At 73.2% G+C, this 15017-nt stretch carries 16 protein-coding genes; 10 read left to right on the top strand and 6 right to left on the bottom strand.

Annotation, left to right across the window (positions count from 1 at the left end):
• The first annotated feature begins 1 nt into the window (after window position 1).
• The 3 genes from ACK8N7_RS14970 (at window position 2) to ACK8N7_RS14960 (ending at window position 3110) form a co-directional block, all read left to right on the top strand.
• Entirely contained in the window at window positions 2–1156 is a 1155-nt protein-coding gene (locus tag ACK8N7_RS14970) for an acyl-CoA dehydrogenase (protein ID WP_500442709.1), read from the top strand.
• A 5-nt stretch (window positions 1157–1161) separates the two neighbouring features.
• Window positions 1162–2151, top strand: coding sequence for an acyl-CoA dehydrogenase family protein (locus ACK8N7_RS14965; RefSeq protein WP_500442707.1), 990 nt, complete (start codon window positions 1162–1164; stop codon window positions 2149–2151).
• Between the two features lie 437 nt (window positions 2152–2588).
• Window positions 2589–3110, top strand: coding sequence for an ATP-binding protein (locus ACK8N7_RS14960; protein WP_403216807.1), 522 nt, complete (start codon window positions 2589–2591; stop codon window positions 3108–3110).
• Between the two features lie 39 nt (window positions 3111–3149).
• Here the strand turns inward: ACK8N7_RS14960 and ACK8N7_RS14955 are convergent, their stop codons facing one another.
• Complete coding sequence (locus tag ACK8N7_RS14955; protein WP_500442705.1) at window positions 3150–4076, bottom strand: cyclase family protein; 927 nt, start codon at window positions 4074–4076, stop codon at window positions 3150–3152.
• An 84-nt stretch (window positions 4077–4160) separates the two neighbouring features.
• Here ACK8N7_RS14955 and ACK8N7_RS14950 point away from each other — a divergent pair, with 84 nt between their 5' ends.
• From ACK8N7_RS14950 to ACK8N7_RS14940, 3 genes are all read left to right on the top strand, one after another.
• Window positions 4161–5099 (top strand): SDR family oxidoreductase, encoded by a 939-nt coding sequence (locus tag ACK8N7_RS14950; protein ID WP_500442704.1) that lies wholly within the window; start codon window positions 4161–4163, stop codon window positions 5097–5099.
• Window positions 5100–5319: 220 nt separating this feature from the next.
• Window positions 5320–6471: an acyl-CoA dehydrogenase family protein gene (locus ACK8N7_RS14945; RefSeq protein WP_403216801.1), complete on the top strand. Its 1152-nt coding sequence runs from the start codon at window positions 5320–5322 to the stop codon at window positions 6469–6471.
• Window positions 6468–7517 (top strand): Zn-dependent alcohol dehydrogenase, encoded by a 1050-nt coding sequence (locus ACK8N7_RS14940; protein ID WP_403216799.1) that lies wholly within the window; start codon window positions 6468–6470, stop codon window positions 7515–7517. Before ACK8N7_RS14945 ends, ACK8N7_RS14940 begins: the two co-directional genes overlap by 4 nt.
• Window positions 7518–7546: 29 nt before the next feature.
• Here the strand turns inward: ACK8N7_RS14940 and ACK8N7_RS14935 are convergent, their stop codons facing one another.
• The gene (locus tag ACK8N7_RS14935) at window positions 7547–8179 is read right to left on the bottom strand and encodes an SRPBCC family protein (RefSeq protein WP_403216797.1); all 633 of its coding nucleotides are present in this window, start codon (window positions 8177–8179) and stop codon (window positions 7547–7549) included.
• Window positions 8180–8221: 42 nt separating this feature from the next.
• Window positions 8222–8554, bottom strand: a complete 333-nt coding sequence (locus tag ACK8N7_RS14930; protein ID WP_500442701.1) for a hypothetical protein — start codon at window positions 8552–8554, stop codon at window positions 8222–8224.
• Between the two features lie 138 nt (window positions 8555–8692).
• On the opposite strand from ACK8N7_RS14930, the gene ACK8N7_RS14925 reads away from it, so the two are divergent.
• Window positions 8693–9352 (top strand): TetR/AcrR family transcriptional regulator, encoded by a 660-nt coding sequence (locus tag ACK8N7_RS14925; protein WP_500442699.1) that lies wholly within the window; start codon window positions 8693–8695, stop codon window positions 9350–9352.
• 19 nt (window positions 9353–9371) lie between these two features.
• Here the strand turns inward: ACK8N7_RS14925 and ACK8N7_RS14920 are convergent, their stop codons facing one another.
• On the bottom strand, window positions 9372–10361 hold the full coding sequence (locus tag ACK8N7_RS14920) for a GlxA family transcriptional regulator (protein ID WP_403216791.1): 990 nt from the start codon (window positions 10359–10361) through the stop codon (window positions 9372–9374).
• 113 nt (window positions 10362–10474) lie between these two features.
• On the opposite strand from ACK8N7_RS14920, the gene ACK8N7_RS14915 reads away from it, so the two are divergent.
• The 3 genes from ACK8N7_RS14915 to ACK8N7_RS14905 all read left to right on the top strand — a co-directional run bounded on the left by ACK8N7_RS14915 (window position 10475) and on the right by ACK8N7_RS14905 (window position 13626).
• Window positions 10475–11797: an MFS transporter gene (locus ACK8N7_RS14915; protein ID WP_500442698.1), complete on the top strand. Its 1323-nt coding sequence runs from the start codon at window positions 10475–10477 to the stop codon at window positions 11795–11797.
• Window positions 11794–12213 carry a ribosomal maturation YjgA family protein gene (locus ACK8N7_RS14910; RefSeq protein WP_403216787.1) on the top strand — a complete coding sequence of 140 codons (420 nt, stop codon included), beginning with the start codon at window positions 11794–11796 and terminating at the stop codon, window positions 12211–12213. Before ACK8N7_RS14915 ends, ACK8N7_RS14910 begins: the two co-directional genes overlap by 4 nt.
• Before the next feature lie 96 nt (window positions 12214–12309).
• A complete protein-coding gene (locus tag ACK8N7_RS14905; protein WP_403216785.1) occupies window positions 12310–13626 on the top strand; it encodes an MFS transporter in 1317 nt (438 codons plus the stop codon).
• Between the two features lie 32 nt (window positions 13627–13658).
• Here ACK8N7_RS14905 and ACK8N7_RS14900 read toward each other — a convergent pair whose 3' ends face one another.
• Both ACK8N7_RS14900 and ACK8N7_RS14895 read right to left on the bottom strand, forming a co-directional pair.
• The gene (locus ACK8N7_RS14900; protein ID WP_500442695.1) at window positions 13659–14264 is read right to left on the bottom strand and encodes a flavin reductase family protein; all 606 of its coding nucleotides are present in this window, start codon (window positions 14262–14264) and stop codon (window positions 13659–13661) included.
• A gap of 81 nt (window positions 14265–14345) precedes the next feature.
• A complete protein-coding gene (locus tag ACK8N7_RS14895; protein WP_500442693.1) occupies window positions 14346–14930 on the bottom strand; it encodes a CGNR zinc finger domain-containing protein in 585 nt (194 codons plus the stop codon).
• Window positions 14931–15017 lie beyond the last annotated feature (87 nt).

Raw genomic sequence — 15017 nt, 5'->3', positions numbered from 1 at the left:
AGTGGATCTCGCGTACACGGAGGCCGAGGAGGAGTTTCGGCGGCGGCTGCGGGAGTGGCTGGCCGGCGTGCTCCCCGGCCTCCCCCCGAAGCCCTCGCCCGACGACTGGCCCGCGCGCCGGGCGTACGACACCACCTGGCAGCGGATGCTGTACGACGCCGGGTACGCGGGCCTGCACTGGCCGGAGGACGCGGGCGGGCGGGGCGCCACCCCGACCCAGCACCTGATCTTCCTGGAGGAGGCGGAGAAAGCCGGAGCCCCCTACGTCGGGGCGAACTTCGTCGGGCTGCTGCACGCCGGGCCGACCGTCGCCGCCGAGGGCACGGCCGAGCAGCGGGCCCGCTGGCTGCCGCCGGTGCTGCGCGGCGACGAGGTCTGGTGCCAGGGGTTCAGCGAGCCGGACGCGGGCTCCGACCTGGCCGCGCTGCGGACGCGGGCGGTGCGCGACGGCGACGACTACGTGGTCAGCGGCAGCAAGATCTGGACCTCGCACGCGGAGGTCGCCGACTGGTGCGAGCTGCTCGTGCGGACGGACCCGGACGCGCCGAAGCACCGGGGGATCAGCTGGCTCGCGATGCCGATGGACGCCCCCGGGATCACGGTCCGGCCGCTGCGGACGCTCGCCGGGTCCACGGAGTTCGCGGAGGTCTTTCTCGATGACGTCCGGGTGCCGGTACGGAACCGGGTCGGGGCCGAGAACGACGGCTGGCGGGTCACCATGGTCACCCTCTCCTTCGAACGCGGTACGGCCTTCGTCGGCGAGGTCGTCGCCTGCCGCCGCACCCTGGACGCGCTCGCCGCCGAGGCCCGGCGCAACGGGAAGTGGGACGACGCGGTGCTGCGCCGGCGTCTCGGCCGCCTCAACGCCGAGTTCCGGGCCCTGTGGCGGCTGACCCAGTGGAACGTGGCGGAGTCGGAGCGTTCGGGCGGGGTCCCGGGCATCGGCGGCTCGGTCTTCAAGCTGCGGTACTCGCAGACGCGCCAGGAGCTGTACGAGGCGGCGGCCGAGGTGCTGGGCGCCGACGCCTTCGACCTGGACCGGGAATGGGCCCTGGACCGGCTCTCCTCCCTCTCGTACACGATCGCCGCGGGCACCTCGCAGATCCAGCGGAACATCGTCGCCGAGCGCATCCTCGGCCTGCCGAAGGGGCGCTGACCACCGTGGACTTCCAGCTCTCGGACGACCAGCGGGCCCTGCGGTCCGGCATGCGCGACCTGCTCGGGGCGGTGTTCGACCGGGACCGGCTGCGGGCGGCGGTGGAGCGGGGCGGCGGTGTGGACCGGGGGCTCTGGCGGGAGCTGGGCGCGGCCGGGTTCTTCGCGCTGCGGCTGCCGGAGGAGGCGGGCGGGGTGGGGCTCGGGCTGCCCGAGGCGGTGCTGCTCTTCGAGGAGGCGGGCCGGGCGCTGCTGCCGGGGCCGCTGGTCGCCACACACCTGGCGGCGGGGCTGGTGAAGGGGGCCGCCGAGGGGGAGGCCGTGGTGACGGTCGTGGAGGGCGGCGGCCTGCCGGTGGCGGACCTGGGGGGCGCGGATGCGGTGCTGGTGGCGGGCGGGGTGCTCACGGGGGAGGAGCTGGCGGCCTTCGTGGCCGGGGCCCGGCCCGTACGGTCGATGGACCCGCTGACCCCGCTGCACAGCGGGGAGGGGCTTGCGGCCGGCGTGAAGGGGCTCGTGGCCGCCGCTGAGGCGTACCCCGGCGCACAACGCGGCGAAGGGGCGCTTCTCACTGCTGCCGAACAGCTCGGAAGCGCCACGCGCACCACCGAACTGGCCGTTCAACACGCCCGTGCGCGCGAACAGTTCGGTTCGCTCATCGGTTCGTTCCAGGCGGTCAAACACCTCTGCGCCGACATGCTCGCCCGCACCGAACCGGCCCGCAGCGCCGTGTACGCGGCAGCGGTGACCGGTGACCCGGTGGAGATCGCGGCGGCCAAGCTGCTCGCCGACGATGCGGCCGTCCGCAATGCGCGGGACTGCCTCCAGATCCACGGCGGTATGGGTTTCACCTGGGAGGCAGATGTTCACCTCCACCTGAAACGGGCCTGGCTCCGGGCGGCCCGATGGCTCACGGCGGCCGAGGCGGAGGAGATCCTGGCCGCCGGGCTCGGCCCCGTACGGCCGCTGTACGGCGGTTCAGCATCCCTCGGGTGACGGGCGGGTGAAGCAGGGGGTGGAGGGTGACTCAGTGCAGCCGGTCGGTGTCGAGACCGGGTTGTGTCCTTTGCGTAATTCGTCACCGGGTGGAGTCGGCGCCGGGCTCGGGTACGCTCCGTGGGATGCGAGTGGTTCTGGAACCGGACGATCCGGGGGCGGCCTGTGCGGCGGCTCCGGTCCGGACCGAGGGCTCTTGCCGGAGATGTGCCGGGCCTGCCCGGGAAGCGATTCTCGCGGTCTCTGCGCGCTCCTGTTCGACTCCCCGCAGCGTGCGTCGCACAGTATGCACCACGCGTACTCCTTCGCGCTGGAATATGCCCGAAGCGCTTGTTGCGGTGACTGTACGTCAACCATGCTGTCGCGTAAGGGAATCACGTTCCGTGACCCTGAGGAGGCGCGAGGCGATGTGTCCGCCGGTTCGGATGGTGTGAGCGGTGCAGGTGCTTCAGGTTCAGCTGGAGGTCGGTCCGGATCCCGCAGAGGTGGGGCGGGCCCGTAGATGGGCGCGGTCGCGGCTGGTCGGATCCGGGATAGGGGATGACGAGCCGCTCGCCGAGACGCTCATCCTGCTGATCTCGGAGCTGGTCACCAACGCGGTCGTCCACACGGGCTGCCCGGCCGTGCTGCGGATGCTGTTCGGCGGGGCCGGGGCGTCCGGCGCGGGCGGGACCGTCCGGGTCGAGGTCGCCGACGCCAGCGACTGCCCGCCGCGCCCGCGCCACGCGGAGGGCGACGACACCAACGGCCGGGGCCTGGAGCTGGTGGACGGCCTCGCGGACCGCTGGGGCTGGCAGCCGGAGGGCGCCGGGAAGCAGATCTGGTGCGAGGTCGACCGGAGCGTTCCGGTGGGCGGCCCGATGGGGGCGCCGACGGCCGTCCAGGAGGCGCCGAAGGTCGTGGTCCAGGGCGGCGAGGTGTGCGAGCCGCCGCCCTGCCTCTTCACGAACCTGGCCTGAGCCCCTTCCTCGCTCCCGTGCCTCCCGGGCCTCTTGGGATCACAGCACCGCGACCGGGGCGACCGGAGAGCCGGTCGCCCCGGTGAACGGCTCGGGTGCGGCGGTGAGCAGGAAGGCGTAGCTCCCCTCCTCCGCACAGGCTGTGGACAGCGACTCCAGGTCCCAGTTCTGGCCCTGGAGCATCCCCATCTCGACGAGGTGGAGCGCGTGCACGGGCAGCCACAGGTCTTCGATCTCGGGCGGGAAGATCTCGAAGGTCAGGGTGTCGTTGGCGACCGCCGCCACATCCCGGGCATGGAACCACTCGGGCGTGCGCACGGACAGCCCGGGTGACGGATAGCCGTACGCGTGCCGGTCCCCGGCGAGGACGAACTGCACCTGCCCCGTCCGTACGAGGACGATGTCCCCGGCCCGTACGCGTACGCCCCCGAACTCCTCCGCCGCGGACAGGTCCTCCGGCGTGACGGCGTGATCACCGGCCAGCCGGTCCACGCCCCGGGCGCGCGCGACATCCAGCAGCACGCCCCGCGACACGAGGTGCCCCACGGCGGCGATGGACGAGAACTCCGCGCCGGCGTGCGCGGTGATGGTGTCCGCCGGGCGGCCGTTGTAGATCCTCCCGCTGTGCGAGACATGGGTGAGGGCATCCCAGTGGGTCGCGGCCTGGAGCCCCATGGTGACGGTGTCGTCGCTGGTGGCGACCGTGCCGGGGCCGAACATCTCCTGGTTGATCTGGACCATCGTGTGCAGCGGGTCGATCCGGCCCGGGATGAACCCGCTCTGCACCCCGCCCTGCTTGAGGGGGAGCGCGAGCGGTATCCGGCGGCCGGTGCGGACGGTGGCGGCGGCCTCCCGGACGACGGCGTCGGTGATCAGGTTGAGCGTCCCGCGCTCGTCGGCCCCGCCCCAGCGCCCCCAGTTGTTCACTCGCTTCGCGATCTCGTGGAATTCGGCCGGCAGGGACATGGGGACCTCCTGGGTCTTGTGCCGGGGCATCCGACTGCCCGTAAAATCTAACGGTCCGTCAGAAACCGCGGGAAGGGGCCGGGCATGGGGAACTTCTTGGCAGGCAAGGTGGTCGCCGTCACGGGGGCCGGCCGGGGCATCGGGCGGGCGGTCGCGCTCGCCGCGGCGGGGGAGGGGGCGCGGGTCGTCGTCAACGACTACGGGGTCTCCGTCGAGGGCTCGGAGCCGACCAGTGAGATCGCCCGGTCCGTCGTCAAGGAGATCGAGGCGGCGGGCGGCTCGGCGGTCGCGGTGGCCGACGACATCTCCACGATGGCGGGCGGACAGCGGATCGTGGACACCGCGCTCGCGGAGTACGGCCGGCTCGACGGGGTCGTCTGCGTGGCCGGGATCCTGCGCGAGCGGATGCTGTTCAACATGTCCGAGGAGGAGTGGGACCCGGTCCTCGCCACGCACCTGAAAGGCACCTTCACGGTCTTCCGCGCCGCGTCGGCGGTGATGCGGAAGCAGGAGGGCGGGGGCACGCTGATCGGCTTCACCAGCGGCAACCACCAGGGGAGCGTGTCCCAGGCCAACTACAGCGCGGCGAAGGGCGGGATCATCTCGCTGGTCCGCAGCGCGGCGCTCGGCCTGCACCGGTACGGGGTGACGGCCAACGCGGTCGCGCCCGTCGCCCGGACCCGGATGTCGGCCGGGGTGCCGATGGAGCTCGCGGAGATCGGGGAGCCGGAGGACGTGGCGGCGCTGGTCGTCTACCTGCTGAGCGAGCGGGCGCGGGCGGAGAGGATCACCGGGCAGGTGTACACGATCGCCGGCCCCAAGATCGCGGTCTGGGCCCAGCCGAGGGAGCTGCGGGCGGGGTACGCGGAGGGGGCTGCCTGGACCCCGGAACGGATCGCGGAGTTCCTGCCGGGGACGGTGGGGGTGGATCCGATGCCGATGCTGGCAAGGGTGGAGGAGATGGCGGCAGCGGCCCGGAAGGGCGCCCGCCCGAACCAACCCTCAAGCCCCTCCGGCGATTGAGTCGCCATTTCAGCCCTCCGGCGATTGAGGAGCGGGGGCCCGAACAAACCAAGCCTCTCCGGCGACTGAGGAGCGGGGGTCTGGGGGCGGAGCCCGGGGGGGGGGGGGGGGGGGGGGGGGGGGCGGCGGGGGGGGGCGGGGGGGGGGGGGGGGCGGGGGGCCCCGCGCGGCCCCGGACCCCGCTCCTCAAACGCCGGACGGGCTGGATGAGGAGGCACGCATGGACTTCCGGTTCACCGAGGACGACCACACCTTCCGCACCCACGCCCGCACCTGGCTCGACACCCACCTCGCCGAAACCCCCACCCCCGCCCCCCGCGCGTGGGAACGCGAGCTCGGACGCGCCGGGTGGATCGGGCTCGGCTGGCCCGGCGGCGAGGGTGAGGGTTACGGCAACCGCACCGCCACCCTCACCCAGCAGGTCGTCTGGGCCGAGGAGTACGCACGCTCCACCGCCCCCACCCGCATGGGCCACATCGGCGAGAACCTCCTCGCCCCGACCCTCATCACCTACGGCACCGAGGAGCAGAAGCGCCGCCATCTGCCCCCCATCGCCCGGGGCGAGACGCTCTGGTGCCAGGGGTACAGCGAACCCGGCGCCGGGTCCGACCTCGCCGGTATACGGACCACCGCCACCCCGGACGGGACCGGCGCGTACGCCGTGACCGGGCAGAAGGTCTGGACCTCGCTCGCCCAGGACGCCGACCGGTGCTTCGTGCTCGCCCGCACCGAACCCGGCTCCACCCGCCACCACGGACTCTCCTTCCTCCTGGTGGAGATGGACCAGCCGGGACGGATCGAGGTGCGGCCGATCCGCCAGATGACGGGGACCAGCGAGTTCAACGAGGTCTTCTTCGACGGGGCCCGGGCCGCCGAGGTGGTCGGCGGGGAGGGCAACGGGTGGGCCGTGGCGATGGGGCTGCTCGCCCTGGAGCGCGGAGTCTCCACCCTCGCCCAGCAGATCGGCTTCGCTCAGGAGCTGGACCAGGTGGTCGCCGCCGCCAAGGAGAGCGGGGCCGCCGAGGACCCGGTCGTCAGGGCCCGGCTCGTACGCCAGTGGGCCGAGCTGGTCACCATGCGCCGGCACGCCCTGCGCACCCTCGGCACCACCGGCGACCCGGGTGCCCCCAGCGTGGCGAAGCTCCTGTGGGGCGGCTGGCACCAGCGGCTCGGCGAGCTGGCGGTGCAGGTGCGGGGCGCGCCGGGGGCCGTCGGCCCACAGCCCTGGTCGCAGGTGCACCCGTACGAACTCAACGCCGCACAGCACCTTTTCCTCTTCAGCCGGGCCGACACCATCTACGGCGGCTCCGACGAGATCCAGCGGAACATCATCGCCGAGCGGGTGCTCGGCCTACCGAGGGAGCCGAGATGAGAGGCGTCGTCTTCGACGGCACACGGACCGAGGTCGTCGACGACCTGGAGATACGCGACCCGGGCCCCGGCGAGGTGCTCGTCGCGGTGGCCGCCGCCGGTCTCTGCCACAGCGACCTGTCGGTGATAGACGGCACGATTCCCTTCCCCGTCCCCGTCGTGCTCGGCCACGAGGGCGCGGGCGTGGTGGAGGCCGTCGGCCCCGGCGTCAGCCACGTACGGACCGGTGATCACGTCGCGCTCTCCACCCTCGCCAGCTGCGGGGCCTGCGCCCAGTGCGACCGGGGCAGGCCCACGATGTGCCGGAGGGCGATCGGGCGGCCCGGGCGGCCGTTCTCGCGGGGCGGGAAGCCGCTGTTCCAGTTCGCCTCCAACTCCGCTTTCGCCGAACGTACGTTGGTGCGTGCCGTGCAGGCCGTGAAGATCCCGGCGGACCTGCCCCTCACCTCCGCCGCCCTGATCGGCTGCGGGGTGCTCACCGGCGTCGGGGCCGTACTGAACCGGGCGAAGGTCGACCGGGGCGACAGCGTCGTGGTCATCGGCACCGGCGGCATCGGCCTCAACGTGCTCCAGGGGGCCCGGCTCGCCGGTGCGCTCTCGGTCGTCGCCGTCGACAGCAACCCGGCGAAGGAGGCGGTGGCCCGGCAGTTCGGCGCCACGCACTTCCTGACGAGCGCGGAGGGAGTGCGCGACATCCTCCCGGACGGGGCCGACCACGCCTTCGAGTGCGTCGGCCGCACCGAGCTGATCCGGCAGGCGATCGACCTGCTGGACCGGCACGGCCAGGCGATCCTGCTCGGCGTCCCGGCGGCGACCGCCGAGGCGTCGTTCGTCGTCTCCTCGATGTACCTGGACAAGTCGATCCTCGGCTGCCGTTACGGCTCCTCGCGGCCGCAGCGCGACATCGCCCTGTACGCGGACCTGTACCGGGAGGGCCGGCTGCTGCTGGACGAACTGGTCACCGAGACCTACCCGGTGGAGGACTTCGCCAAGGCCGCCGACGACGCCCACCACGGGCGGGTGGCGCGGGGGGTCCTGGTCTTCTGACCCACGGGTGACCCACCGGTTCAGCCGGTTCAGCAGGGGCGGTGGCCGCCGGACCGGGCCTCGGCGGCGGTCTTCAGCTCCACCAGCCACGCGTCGAGGCCCTGTTGGAGGATCCCGGTCGCGAAGGGGACGTTCGCCTCGACCTGTTCGCCGGTGTGGGTCTCCTCGGTACGGACGAGGACGCCACCCCGGACCTTCGTGAAGCTCCAGACGTGTACGCCGTCGATGTGCAGCCCCTCGCCGGTCGCGGGCCCGGCCCAACGGATGCAGGAGTCGGCCTTCAGCTGCTTGACGGTGGACGTGATGTCCAGGCTGGTGGCGGGGGTCACCGGGTTGGGCGGGACCGGGGTCGTCCACCGGAACGCCGAACCCGGGCGGAAGGGGCCGTGGTCGAGGCGGTCGGCGCTCGTGACGTGGGCCTGCCAGCCCGGCCAGCGCTCCACGTCGGTCTGGAGCTTCCAGACGGTGCTGAGCGGCGCGTCGATGACGGTCTCGGCGCGGGCCCGGACCACGGCCTTGGAGTCGACCCCCTTGCCCTGGCAGGTGAGGGACGGGCCGGGGCGAGGGGTGGAGGCTCCGGCAGGCGCGGCGGCGGTGGTGGCGAGGACCCCGGCGAGGGCGAGCGGGACGGTGAACAGGGCGGCGGTGCGGGCACGGGACATGGTGGTCTCCTTCTCAAGTTCCTTGTACGGGGGATGGGTTGGTCAGACGGCGGTGCCGCGGGCCCGGTGCAGGGTCACCAGGAGTACGGCGGACGCGGCGACGATCAGCGCCAGGAACCCGGGGTGCATGTCCTTGGAGAGGCTCGGCGCCCCGTCGGGCCGCGCCAGCCACACCGTGAGCGGGACCGCGAACGTGACGGCGACCAGCGTGGCCGCCCGGCGCACCGCCCGGTCGGGGACCCGGCGGAGGGCGCCGACCAGCGTGATCAGGACCGGGACCCCCGCGACCAGGGCGAATCGGCCGACGACCATGACGGGGACCGCCCAGGCGGAGACGGTCACCGACGGCGGGACACGTCGGGGGGTGCGGGTCATGGGTCTCTCCCTCGGCTAGAGCCTCGTGTGTTCGTTAGAAGTTGTAACCCATCGCGAGCTGAGGGGTCAATAGGTTTCGTGATACCTTCTAACGAAACTTTGAGTACGTAGCATCACCCCTGGGGAAGGTGGCACACCATGGGGAAGTCCGACACCGCGACCCCGCGCGAGCGCTACCGCGCCCAGGTCCGTACGGAGATCAAGGAACACGCCTGGCAGCAGATCGCCACGGCCGGTGCCTCCGCGCTCTCCCTCAACGCGATCGCCAAACAGATGGGCGTGAGCGGCCCCGCGCTCTACCGCTACTTCGCCGGCCGCGACGAGCTGATCACCGAGCTCATCCGGGACGCCTACCGCAGCCTCGCCGACACCCTGGGCGCGGCCGCCGCCGAAGGTGCCGACCTGTCAGGGCTGGCACACGTCCTGCGCGGCTGGGCGCTGGCGGACCCGCACCGGTACTTCCTGCTCTACGGCACCCCGGTGCCCGGCTACCACGCGCCCGACGACACCACCGCCATCTCCTCCGAGATCATGGCGACCCTCCTGGCCGCCTGCGCGGCGCTCACCCCGGACGCCGCCACCGAGGCCCCGTTCGCCGCCCACCTGGAGAAGCACCGGGCGTGGGCCGGCGACCACCCCGCCCCGCCCGCCGCCCTGCACCTGGCGATGAGCTTCTGGACCCGGATGCACGGCGTCCTGTCCCTGGAGCTCGCCGGGCACTTCACCGGGATGCGCTTCGACCCCGCCCAGCTCTTCGCGGCCGAACTGGACGCCCTGCTGCCGGACCCGACGGCGTAACCCCGTACCCCGTCCAGGTCTAGGGGGTGTCCGCCGAGGCCCGGAACGTGCGCCGGTACACCGTCGGCGGCACGCCCAGCGCCGCCTGGAGGTGCTGGCGCAGGGAGGTCGCCGTGCCGAAGCCGGCGTCCCGGGCCACCTGGTCGATGGACAGGTCGGAGGACTCCAGCAGGTGCCGGGCCCGCTCCACCCGCTGCTGGGTCAGCCACTGGCCGGGGCTGGCACCCACCTCCTCGCGGAAGCGGCGGGTGAAGGTCCGTACGCTCATCGACTCCTGCCGGGCCATGTCCCGCAGCTGGATCGGCCGGTCCAGCCGCCCCAGCGCCCACGCCCGGGCGGCGGTGGTGGTCGCGAACTGCGGTTCGGGGACGGGTCGGTGGATGTACTGGGCCTGCCCGCCGTCCCGGTACGGGGGGACGACCGTGCGCCGGGCGATCTCGTTGGCGACGGCCGCTCCGTGGTCGCGGCGCACGAGGTGGAGGCAGAGGTCGATCCCGGCGGCGACCCCGGCGGAGGTGAGGACGTCGCCGTCGTCGATGAACAGGACGTCCGGGTCGACCCGGACCTGCGGGAAGAGCCGCTGGAAGTGGTCGGCGGAGGACCAGTGCGTGGTGGCGGGGCGGCCGTCCAGATATCCGGCGGCGGCCAGGACGTAGCTGCCGGTGCAGATGGAGACCATCCGGGTGCCGGGCCGGATCAGGGCGAGGGCGGCCGCCAGCTCCTCGGTGAGCCTGCCCTCCTCGAAGACCGGGCCCAGTTCGTAGGAGGCGGGGATGACCACGGTGTCGGCCGTGGCGAGCGCCTCGGGGCCGTGCTCGACGAGGATCGCGTAGTCGGAGTCGGTCCGGACGGCCCCGGGCGGGCGGACCGAGCAGGTCACGACCTCGTACAGCTTCGCGCCCTTGTTGCCCGGTACGGGGTCCAGGGAGCGGCCGAAGATCCGGTGCGGGATGCCCAGTTCGAAGGGGAGCAGGCCGTCCAGGGCCAGGACGGCGACGCGGTGCGGCATGGCGGGCCTCCTCGAAAGGCGTCGGCGGGCTCGTGAGGGAGTGCGCCGGAACGCTCACTGGCTGAAACTCACTGGCTGGTATAGACCACGGGCTGATACAGGTTGGCGACGTGATGGAGAAGCCGACAGAGACCGCGTCCATTCCCGACGCCCCGCGTGACACCCGAACCCCGCCGCTGCCGCCCCTGCCCCCGCTCGACCTCGCCCTTTCCGGTGGTCCGGGTGGTCCCGGCGGCTCCGGCGGGCTCTGGAACCGTAACTTCCGCTACTTCTTCGTGGCCCGCACGGTCGCCCTCTTCGGCGACGGCATGATCCCCGTCGCCCTGACCGCCGGGCTGCTGGGCGCGGGCCGCCCCGCCTCCTCGGTCGGGTTCGCGCTGGCCGCCTGGATGGGGCCGCTGGCGGTGTTCGTGCTGTTCGGCGGGGTGCTCGCGGACCGGTTCACCCCGCGCCGCATGATGATCATCGCCGACGCCCTGAGGCTGGTCGGCGCCTCGGTGCTCGCCGTCACGCTCGCCCTGGGCAACCCGCCGCTCTGGTCGGTGTACATCCTCAGCTCCGTCGCCGGGGTCGGCGCCGCGCTCTTCCAGCCGGGCGTCGCCTCGACCGTTCCCCGGGTCTCCACCGACGTCCAGCGCGCCAACGCCGTCCTGCGGGTCGCCGAGGCGCTGATGACCATGGCCGGCCCCGCCTTCGCGGGCGTCCTCGTGGGTCTCGCGAGCGCCGGGGCCGTCTACGCGGCGAACGCGGCGACCTTCGCGGTCTCCGGCGCCTGCCTCTTCCTGATGCGCCTGGCCCCCGCCCCGCACGACGACGCGGTACGCGGCACCTTCACCGCCGAACTCGCGGACGGGTGGCGGGAGTTCCGGGCCCGCTCCTGGCTCTGGGGCGTGATCGCCGTCTGGACCGTCTACGGCTTCGCGGTCCTCGGCCCGATGCTCCCGCTCACCGCCGTCCTCGTCACCCAGGAGCACGGATCGGGGGCGTACGGGATGCTGATGGCGGTCAACGGGGCGGGCAGCGTCGTCGGCGGCCTCATGGCCCTGCGGCTGCGGCCGCCCCACCCCCTCGCGGCAGGCGCGGTGGCGCTCCCCCTGGTGGCGGTGAGCCTGGTCGTCCTGGCCCTCGGGATGCCGCTGCCGGTGCTGGCGGCGGGGCAGTTGCTGGCCGGTGCCGCCGCCGCGTTCTGGCTGGTGATGTGGTCCACCACGGTCCAGACGCACGTACCGCCGGAGGCCCTGAACCGGCTGCACGCCTACGATGTGGCCGGTTCGCTCCTGATGGTCGCGGCGGGCCGCGCCCTGGCCGGCCCGGTGGCCGAGGCGGTGGGCGCACCGGAGCTTCTGGTGGCGGCGGCCGTGATCAACATGGGGGTGGTGGCGGTGCTGCTGGTGGCCCGGCCGATCCGTCAGCTGAAGAGGATGGGGCTGGCGTGAGGGTCTCTCCCCGCGTGGTGGCGGCGGCCGCCGCGGTCGTCACCGTCGCCGCGGGTCTCGCCGTGCGCGCCGGGGCGGACGGCGCCTTCGCCAAGTACGCGGGGAGCGCGCTCTACACGGTGCTGCTCTGCGCCCTCGTCGCCTTCTGCGCGCCCCGCGCGCGGCCGGTCGCCGTGGCCGGGACCGCGCTCGCCCTGAGCTGGGCGGTCGAACTCCTCCAGCTCACCGGCTTACCGGCGGAGTTGGCGGCGCGCAGCACGGTGGCCCGGCTGGTGCTCGGTTCGACGTTCAACGCCCCGGACCTCTTCTGGTACGCGGTGGGCGCGGCGGCGGCCTGGGGCGTCCACACGGGGATCCGGAGACGCGCTGAGCGCTCTTCTGCCGAGCGCGCTTCTCGGCCCGCTGCATCTCGCTGATCTCCAGGACGTGGGCGGCCCGGGTGGCCTGATTCCTGCGAACCGTGTCCTCCCGGCCACTCGTGGGGAAAGGCGCAGGCCAAGAAGCTGGTCCACGTGACCGAGACCATCGAAAGCGCCGCCCAGGACGACGACCGGCGGCCGCCCCTGGAGGCGCGCCGCCCCCGTGTGCACCGGGCGTGGATCGTCGCCGCCGTCACCTTCGTGACGATCATCGGCGGCGCTGCCTTCAACTCCCTGCCCGGGCTGCTCATCGACCCGCTCCACACCGAGTTCGGCTGGTCGCGCGGGGAGATCGGGCTCGCGGTCTCCATCGACATGGCGCTGTACGGCCTGACCGCGCCGTTCGCCGCCGCGCTCATGGACCGCTTCGGCATCCGGCGGGTCGTGGCGGCCGCGCTGACCATGGTGGCGGCCGGGGCGCTCGCCAGCGTCTGGATGACGGCCTCCTGGCAGCTGATGATCTACTGGGGGCTGCTCGTCGGCCTCGGCACCGGGTCCATGGCGATGGCGTTCGCCGCGACCGTCACCAACCGGTGGTTCGTCGCCCGCCGGGGCCTGGTCACCGGCATCCTCACCGCGGCCGGCGCCTCCGGGCAGCTCGTCTTCCTCCCGCTCTGCGCCTGGATCGTCGACCGGCACGGCTGGGAACCCGCCTCGATCACCGTCGCCCTGGCCGCCCTGGTTGTCGTCCCGTTCGTCTGGCTCCTGATGCGCGACCACCCGGCCGACGTGGGGATCGCCCCGTACGGCGGTACGTTCGTGGCGAAGCCCGCCCCCGCCCGGGGCGCCGCGCGCCGGACGGTGAAGGTGCTGTTCGACGCGGCGCGCACCGGACCCTTCTGGCTGCTGGCGGGCACCTTCGCGATCTGCGGGGCCTCCACCAACGGCCTGATCCGCACCCACTTCATCCCCTTCGCCCATGACAACCACATGCCCATCACCGTGGCGGCCTCGCTGCTCGCGGTGATCGGGGTCTTCGACATCATCGGCACGATCTTCTCCGGCTGGCTCACGGACCGCTTCGACGCCCGCAGGCTGCTCGCCGTCTACTACGCGCTGCGCGGGATCTCGCTGCTGTTCCTGCCGCTGCTGATGGGACCCGAGGTGCAGCCGCCGATGATCTTCTTCATCGTGTTCTACGGGCTGGACTGGGTGGCCACGGTCCCGCCGACGCTGGCGCTGTGCCGGGAGCAGTACGGCGAGGACAGCGCCATCGTCTTCGGCTGGGTGCTCGCCTCGCACCAGGTGGGCGCGGCGGTCGTGGCGTTCCTCGGCGGGGTCGCGCGGGACGTCTTCGGCAGATACGACGTGGTCTGGTACGCGTCGGGAGCGCTGTGCGCGGTGGCGGCGCTGATGTCGCTGGTGATCCGGCGGGTCCGGGCCGCCCCGGCGGTCGTCCCTGGCGGCTGAACCGGCGGTCCTCGGAGCCGGACCGGTGGCTCCTAGCGGCTGAACCGGCCGAAGAGCCCCCGGTGGAACAGCAGCGGCTCCCCCTCTGCCCCCTCCTCCACCGCCCCCAGCGCCTCCACCCGGCCGACCACGATGAGGTGGTCCCCGCCGGTGTGGACGGCGTGGACGCGGCAGTCGACCCAGGCCGGTACGGAGTCGAGCAGCGGTGACCCGGTCGCCGGGGCGTCCCCGTACGCCACCCCCGCGAACTTGTCCGCCCCGCTCACCGCGAACCCCCGGCACAGCGTGCCCTGTCCGGCACCCAGGATGTTCACGCAGAAGGCCCCGGCACGGGCGATGCGCGGCCAGGTCGTCGACGTACGGGCGACCATGAAGGCGACCAGCGGCGGGTCCAGCGAGAGCGAGGCGAAGGACTGGCAGGCGAAGCCGGTCGGCCCGTCCGCGTCACGCGCGGTGACGACGGTGACGCCGCTGGCGAAGTTGCCCAGTACGCGCCGGAATTCGGCCGGGTCGACCGGGAGCCGCTCGTCGTCCCGGACGGCCCTCAGATCGGGCCGGGGCAGCGCCTCCAGAGGCGGCTGGTCTGCTGTCGTGGCGGCGCCGACGGACCTGAGGTACCGGACGGCGGTGGCGGCCATGCCTGCGTGTCCCATCACACCGCCCATTAGAACTGACGCATCGTCAGATGTGAACCCGCGCGGGCGGCCCGCCCGCCCTGTTCATGCCCCGGTGCGGCGGGCGTAGTGGCGCTGGGCCTTCGCGCGGTTGCCGCAGCCGGCCATCGAGCACCAGCGGCGGGTGCCGTTCTTGGAGATGTCGTAGAAGTGCAGGACGCAGGTGTCGTTGGCGCAGGGGCGGATGCGGTCGGGCCGGTCGGCCACCAGGTGGAGCCAGTTGTCGGCCGCGTGCCAGGCGGGGGCCCAGGACGGGTCGTCCACCTCCACCGCCGACTCCGGCAGCCCGTCGGGCCCGAGCGTGCGGCGGATGCGCCCGTGGGACAGCACCTCGTTGAGCGCGGCCGTGGCGCCGGGGGTGGCGGGCTCGTGGCGGGCGGCCGAGGCCGCCAGGGCTTCGAGCGCGGTACGGGCGGTCAGCAGGCGCTCCAGGGTGGCGTGGCCGAGGGCCGGGGCGGCGGGCCCCATGGCCTCGCGCACCGGCTCGTCGCTCAGCCAGATCGCCAGGCCGTTCTCGGATTCCAGCAGGTCGCGAGGGCCTGCCGCGTCGATCCAGCGGGTGTTCAGCAGGTCCAGCGCGAGCGGTTCGCCGGTCAGCGGCCGGGGGTCGGTCCCGGTGGGGTGTGGCACGGCAGAGGGTCCTTCCGTCGCGAGGCGCATCCCTCGATTCTAACCGGACAGGAGGATTTCGCTGGTTGACCGTACGTGATCTAACCC

It is taken from the genome of Streptomyces griseobrunneus (assembly GCF_046713465.1).
In the GTDB taxonomy this organism is placed as follows: domain Bacteria; phylum Actinomycetota; class Actinomycetes; order Streptomycetales; family Streptomycetaceae; genus Streptomyces; species Streptomyces microflavus.
This window is presented reverse-complemented; position numbering and strand designations above follow the sequence as displayed.

Excerpts from the sequence above, each read along its gene's own strand:
- ACK8N7_RS14945 (WP_403216801.1), top strand. The coding sequence starts at position 5,320 with ATGGACTTCCGGTTCACCGAGGACGACCACACCTTCCGCACCCACGCC.
- ACK8N7_RS14935 (WP_403216797.1), bottom strand. The coding sequence starts at position 8,179 with ATGTCCCGTGCCCGCACCGCCGCCCTGTTCACCGTCCCGCTCGCCCTC.
- ACK8N7_RS14915 (WP_500442698.1), top strand. The coding sequence starts at position 10,475 with ATGGAGAAGCCGACAGAGACCGCGTCCATTCCCGACGCCCCGCGTGAC.
- ACK8N7_RS14940 (WP_403216799.1), top strand. The coding sequence starts at position 6,468 with ATGAGAGGCGTCGTCTTCGACGGCACACGGACCGAGGTCGTCGACGAC.
- ACK8N7_RS14950 (WP_500442704.1), top strand. The coding sequence starts at position 4,161 with ATGGGGAACTTCTTGGCAGGCAAGGTGGTCGCCGTCACGGGGGCCGGC.
- ACK8N7_RS14900 (WP_500442695.1), bottom strand. The coding sequence starts at position 14,264 with ATGGCCGCCACCGCCGTCCGGTACCTCAGGTCCGTCGGCGCCGCCACG.
- ACK8N7_RS14920 (WP_403216791.1), bottom strand. The coding sequence starts at position 10,361 with ATGCCGCACCGCGTCGCCGTCCTGGCCCTGGACGGCCTGCTCCCCTTC.
- ACK8N7_RS14925 (WP_500442699.1), top strand. The coding sequence starts at position 8,693 with ATGGGGAAGTCCGACACCGCGACCCCGCGCGAGCGCTACCGCGCCCAG.
- ACK8N7_RS14930 (WP_500442701.1), bottom strand. The coding sequence starts at position 8,554 with ATGACCCGCACCCCCCGACGTGTCCCGCCGTCGGTGACCGTCTCCGCC.
- ACK8N7_RS14955 (WP_500442705.1), bottom strand. The coding sequence starts at position 4,076 with ATGTCCCTGCCGGCCGAATTCCACGAGATCGCGAAGCGAGTGAACAAC.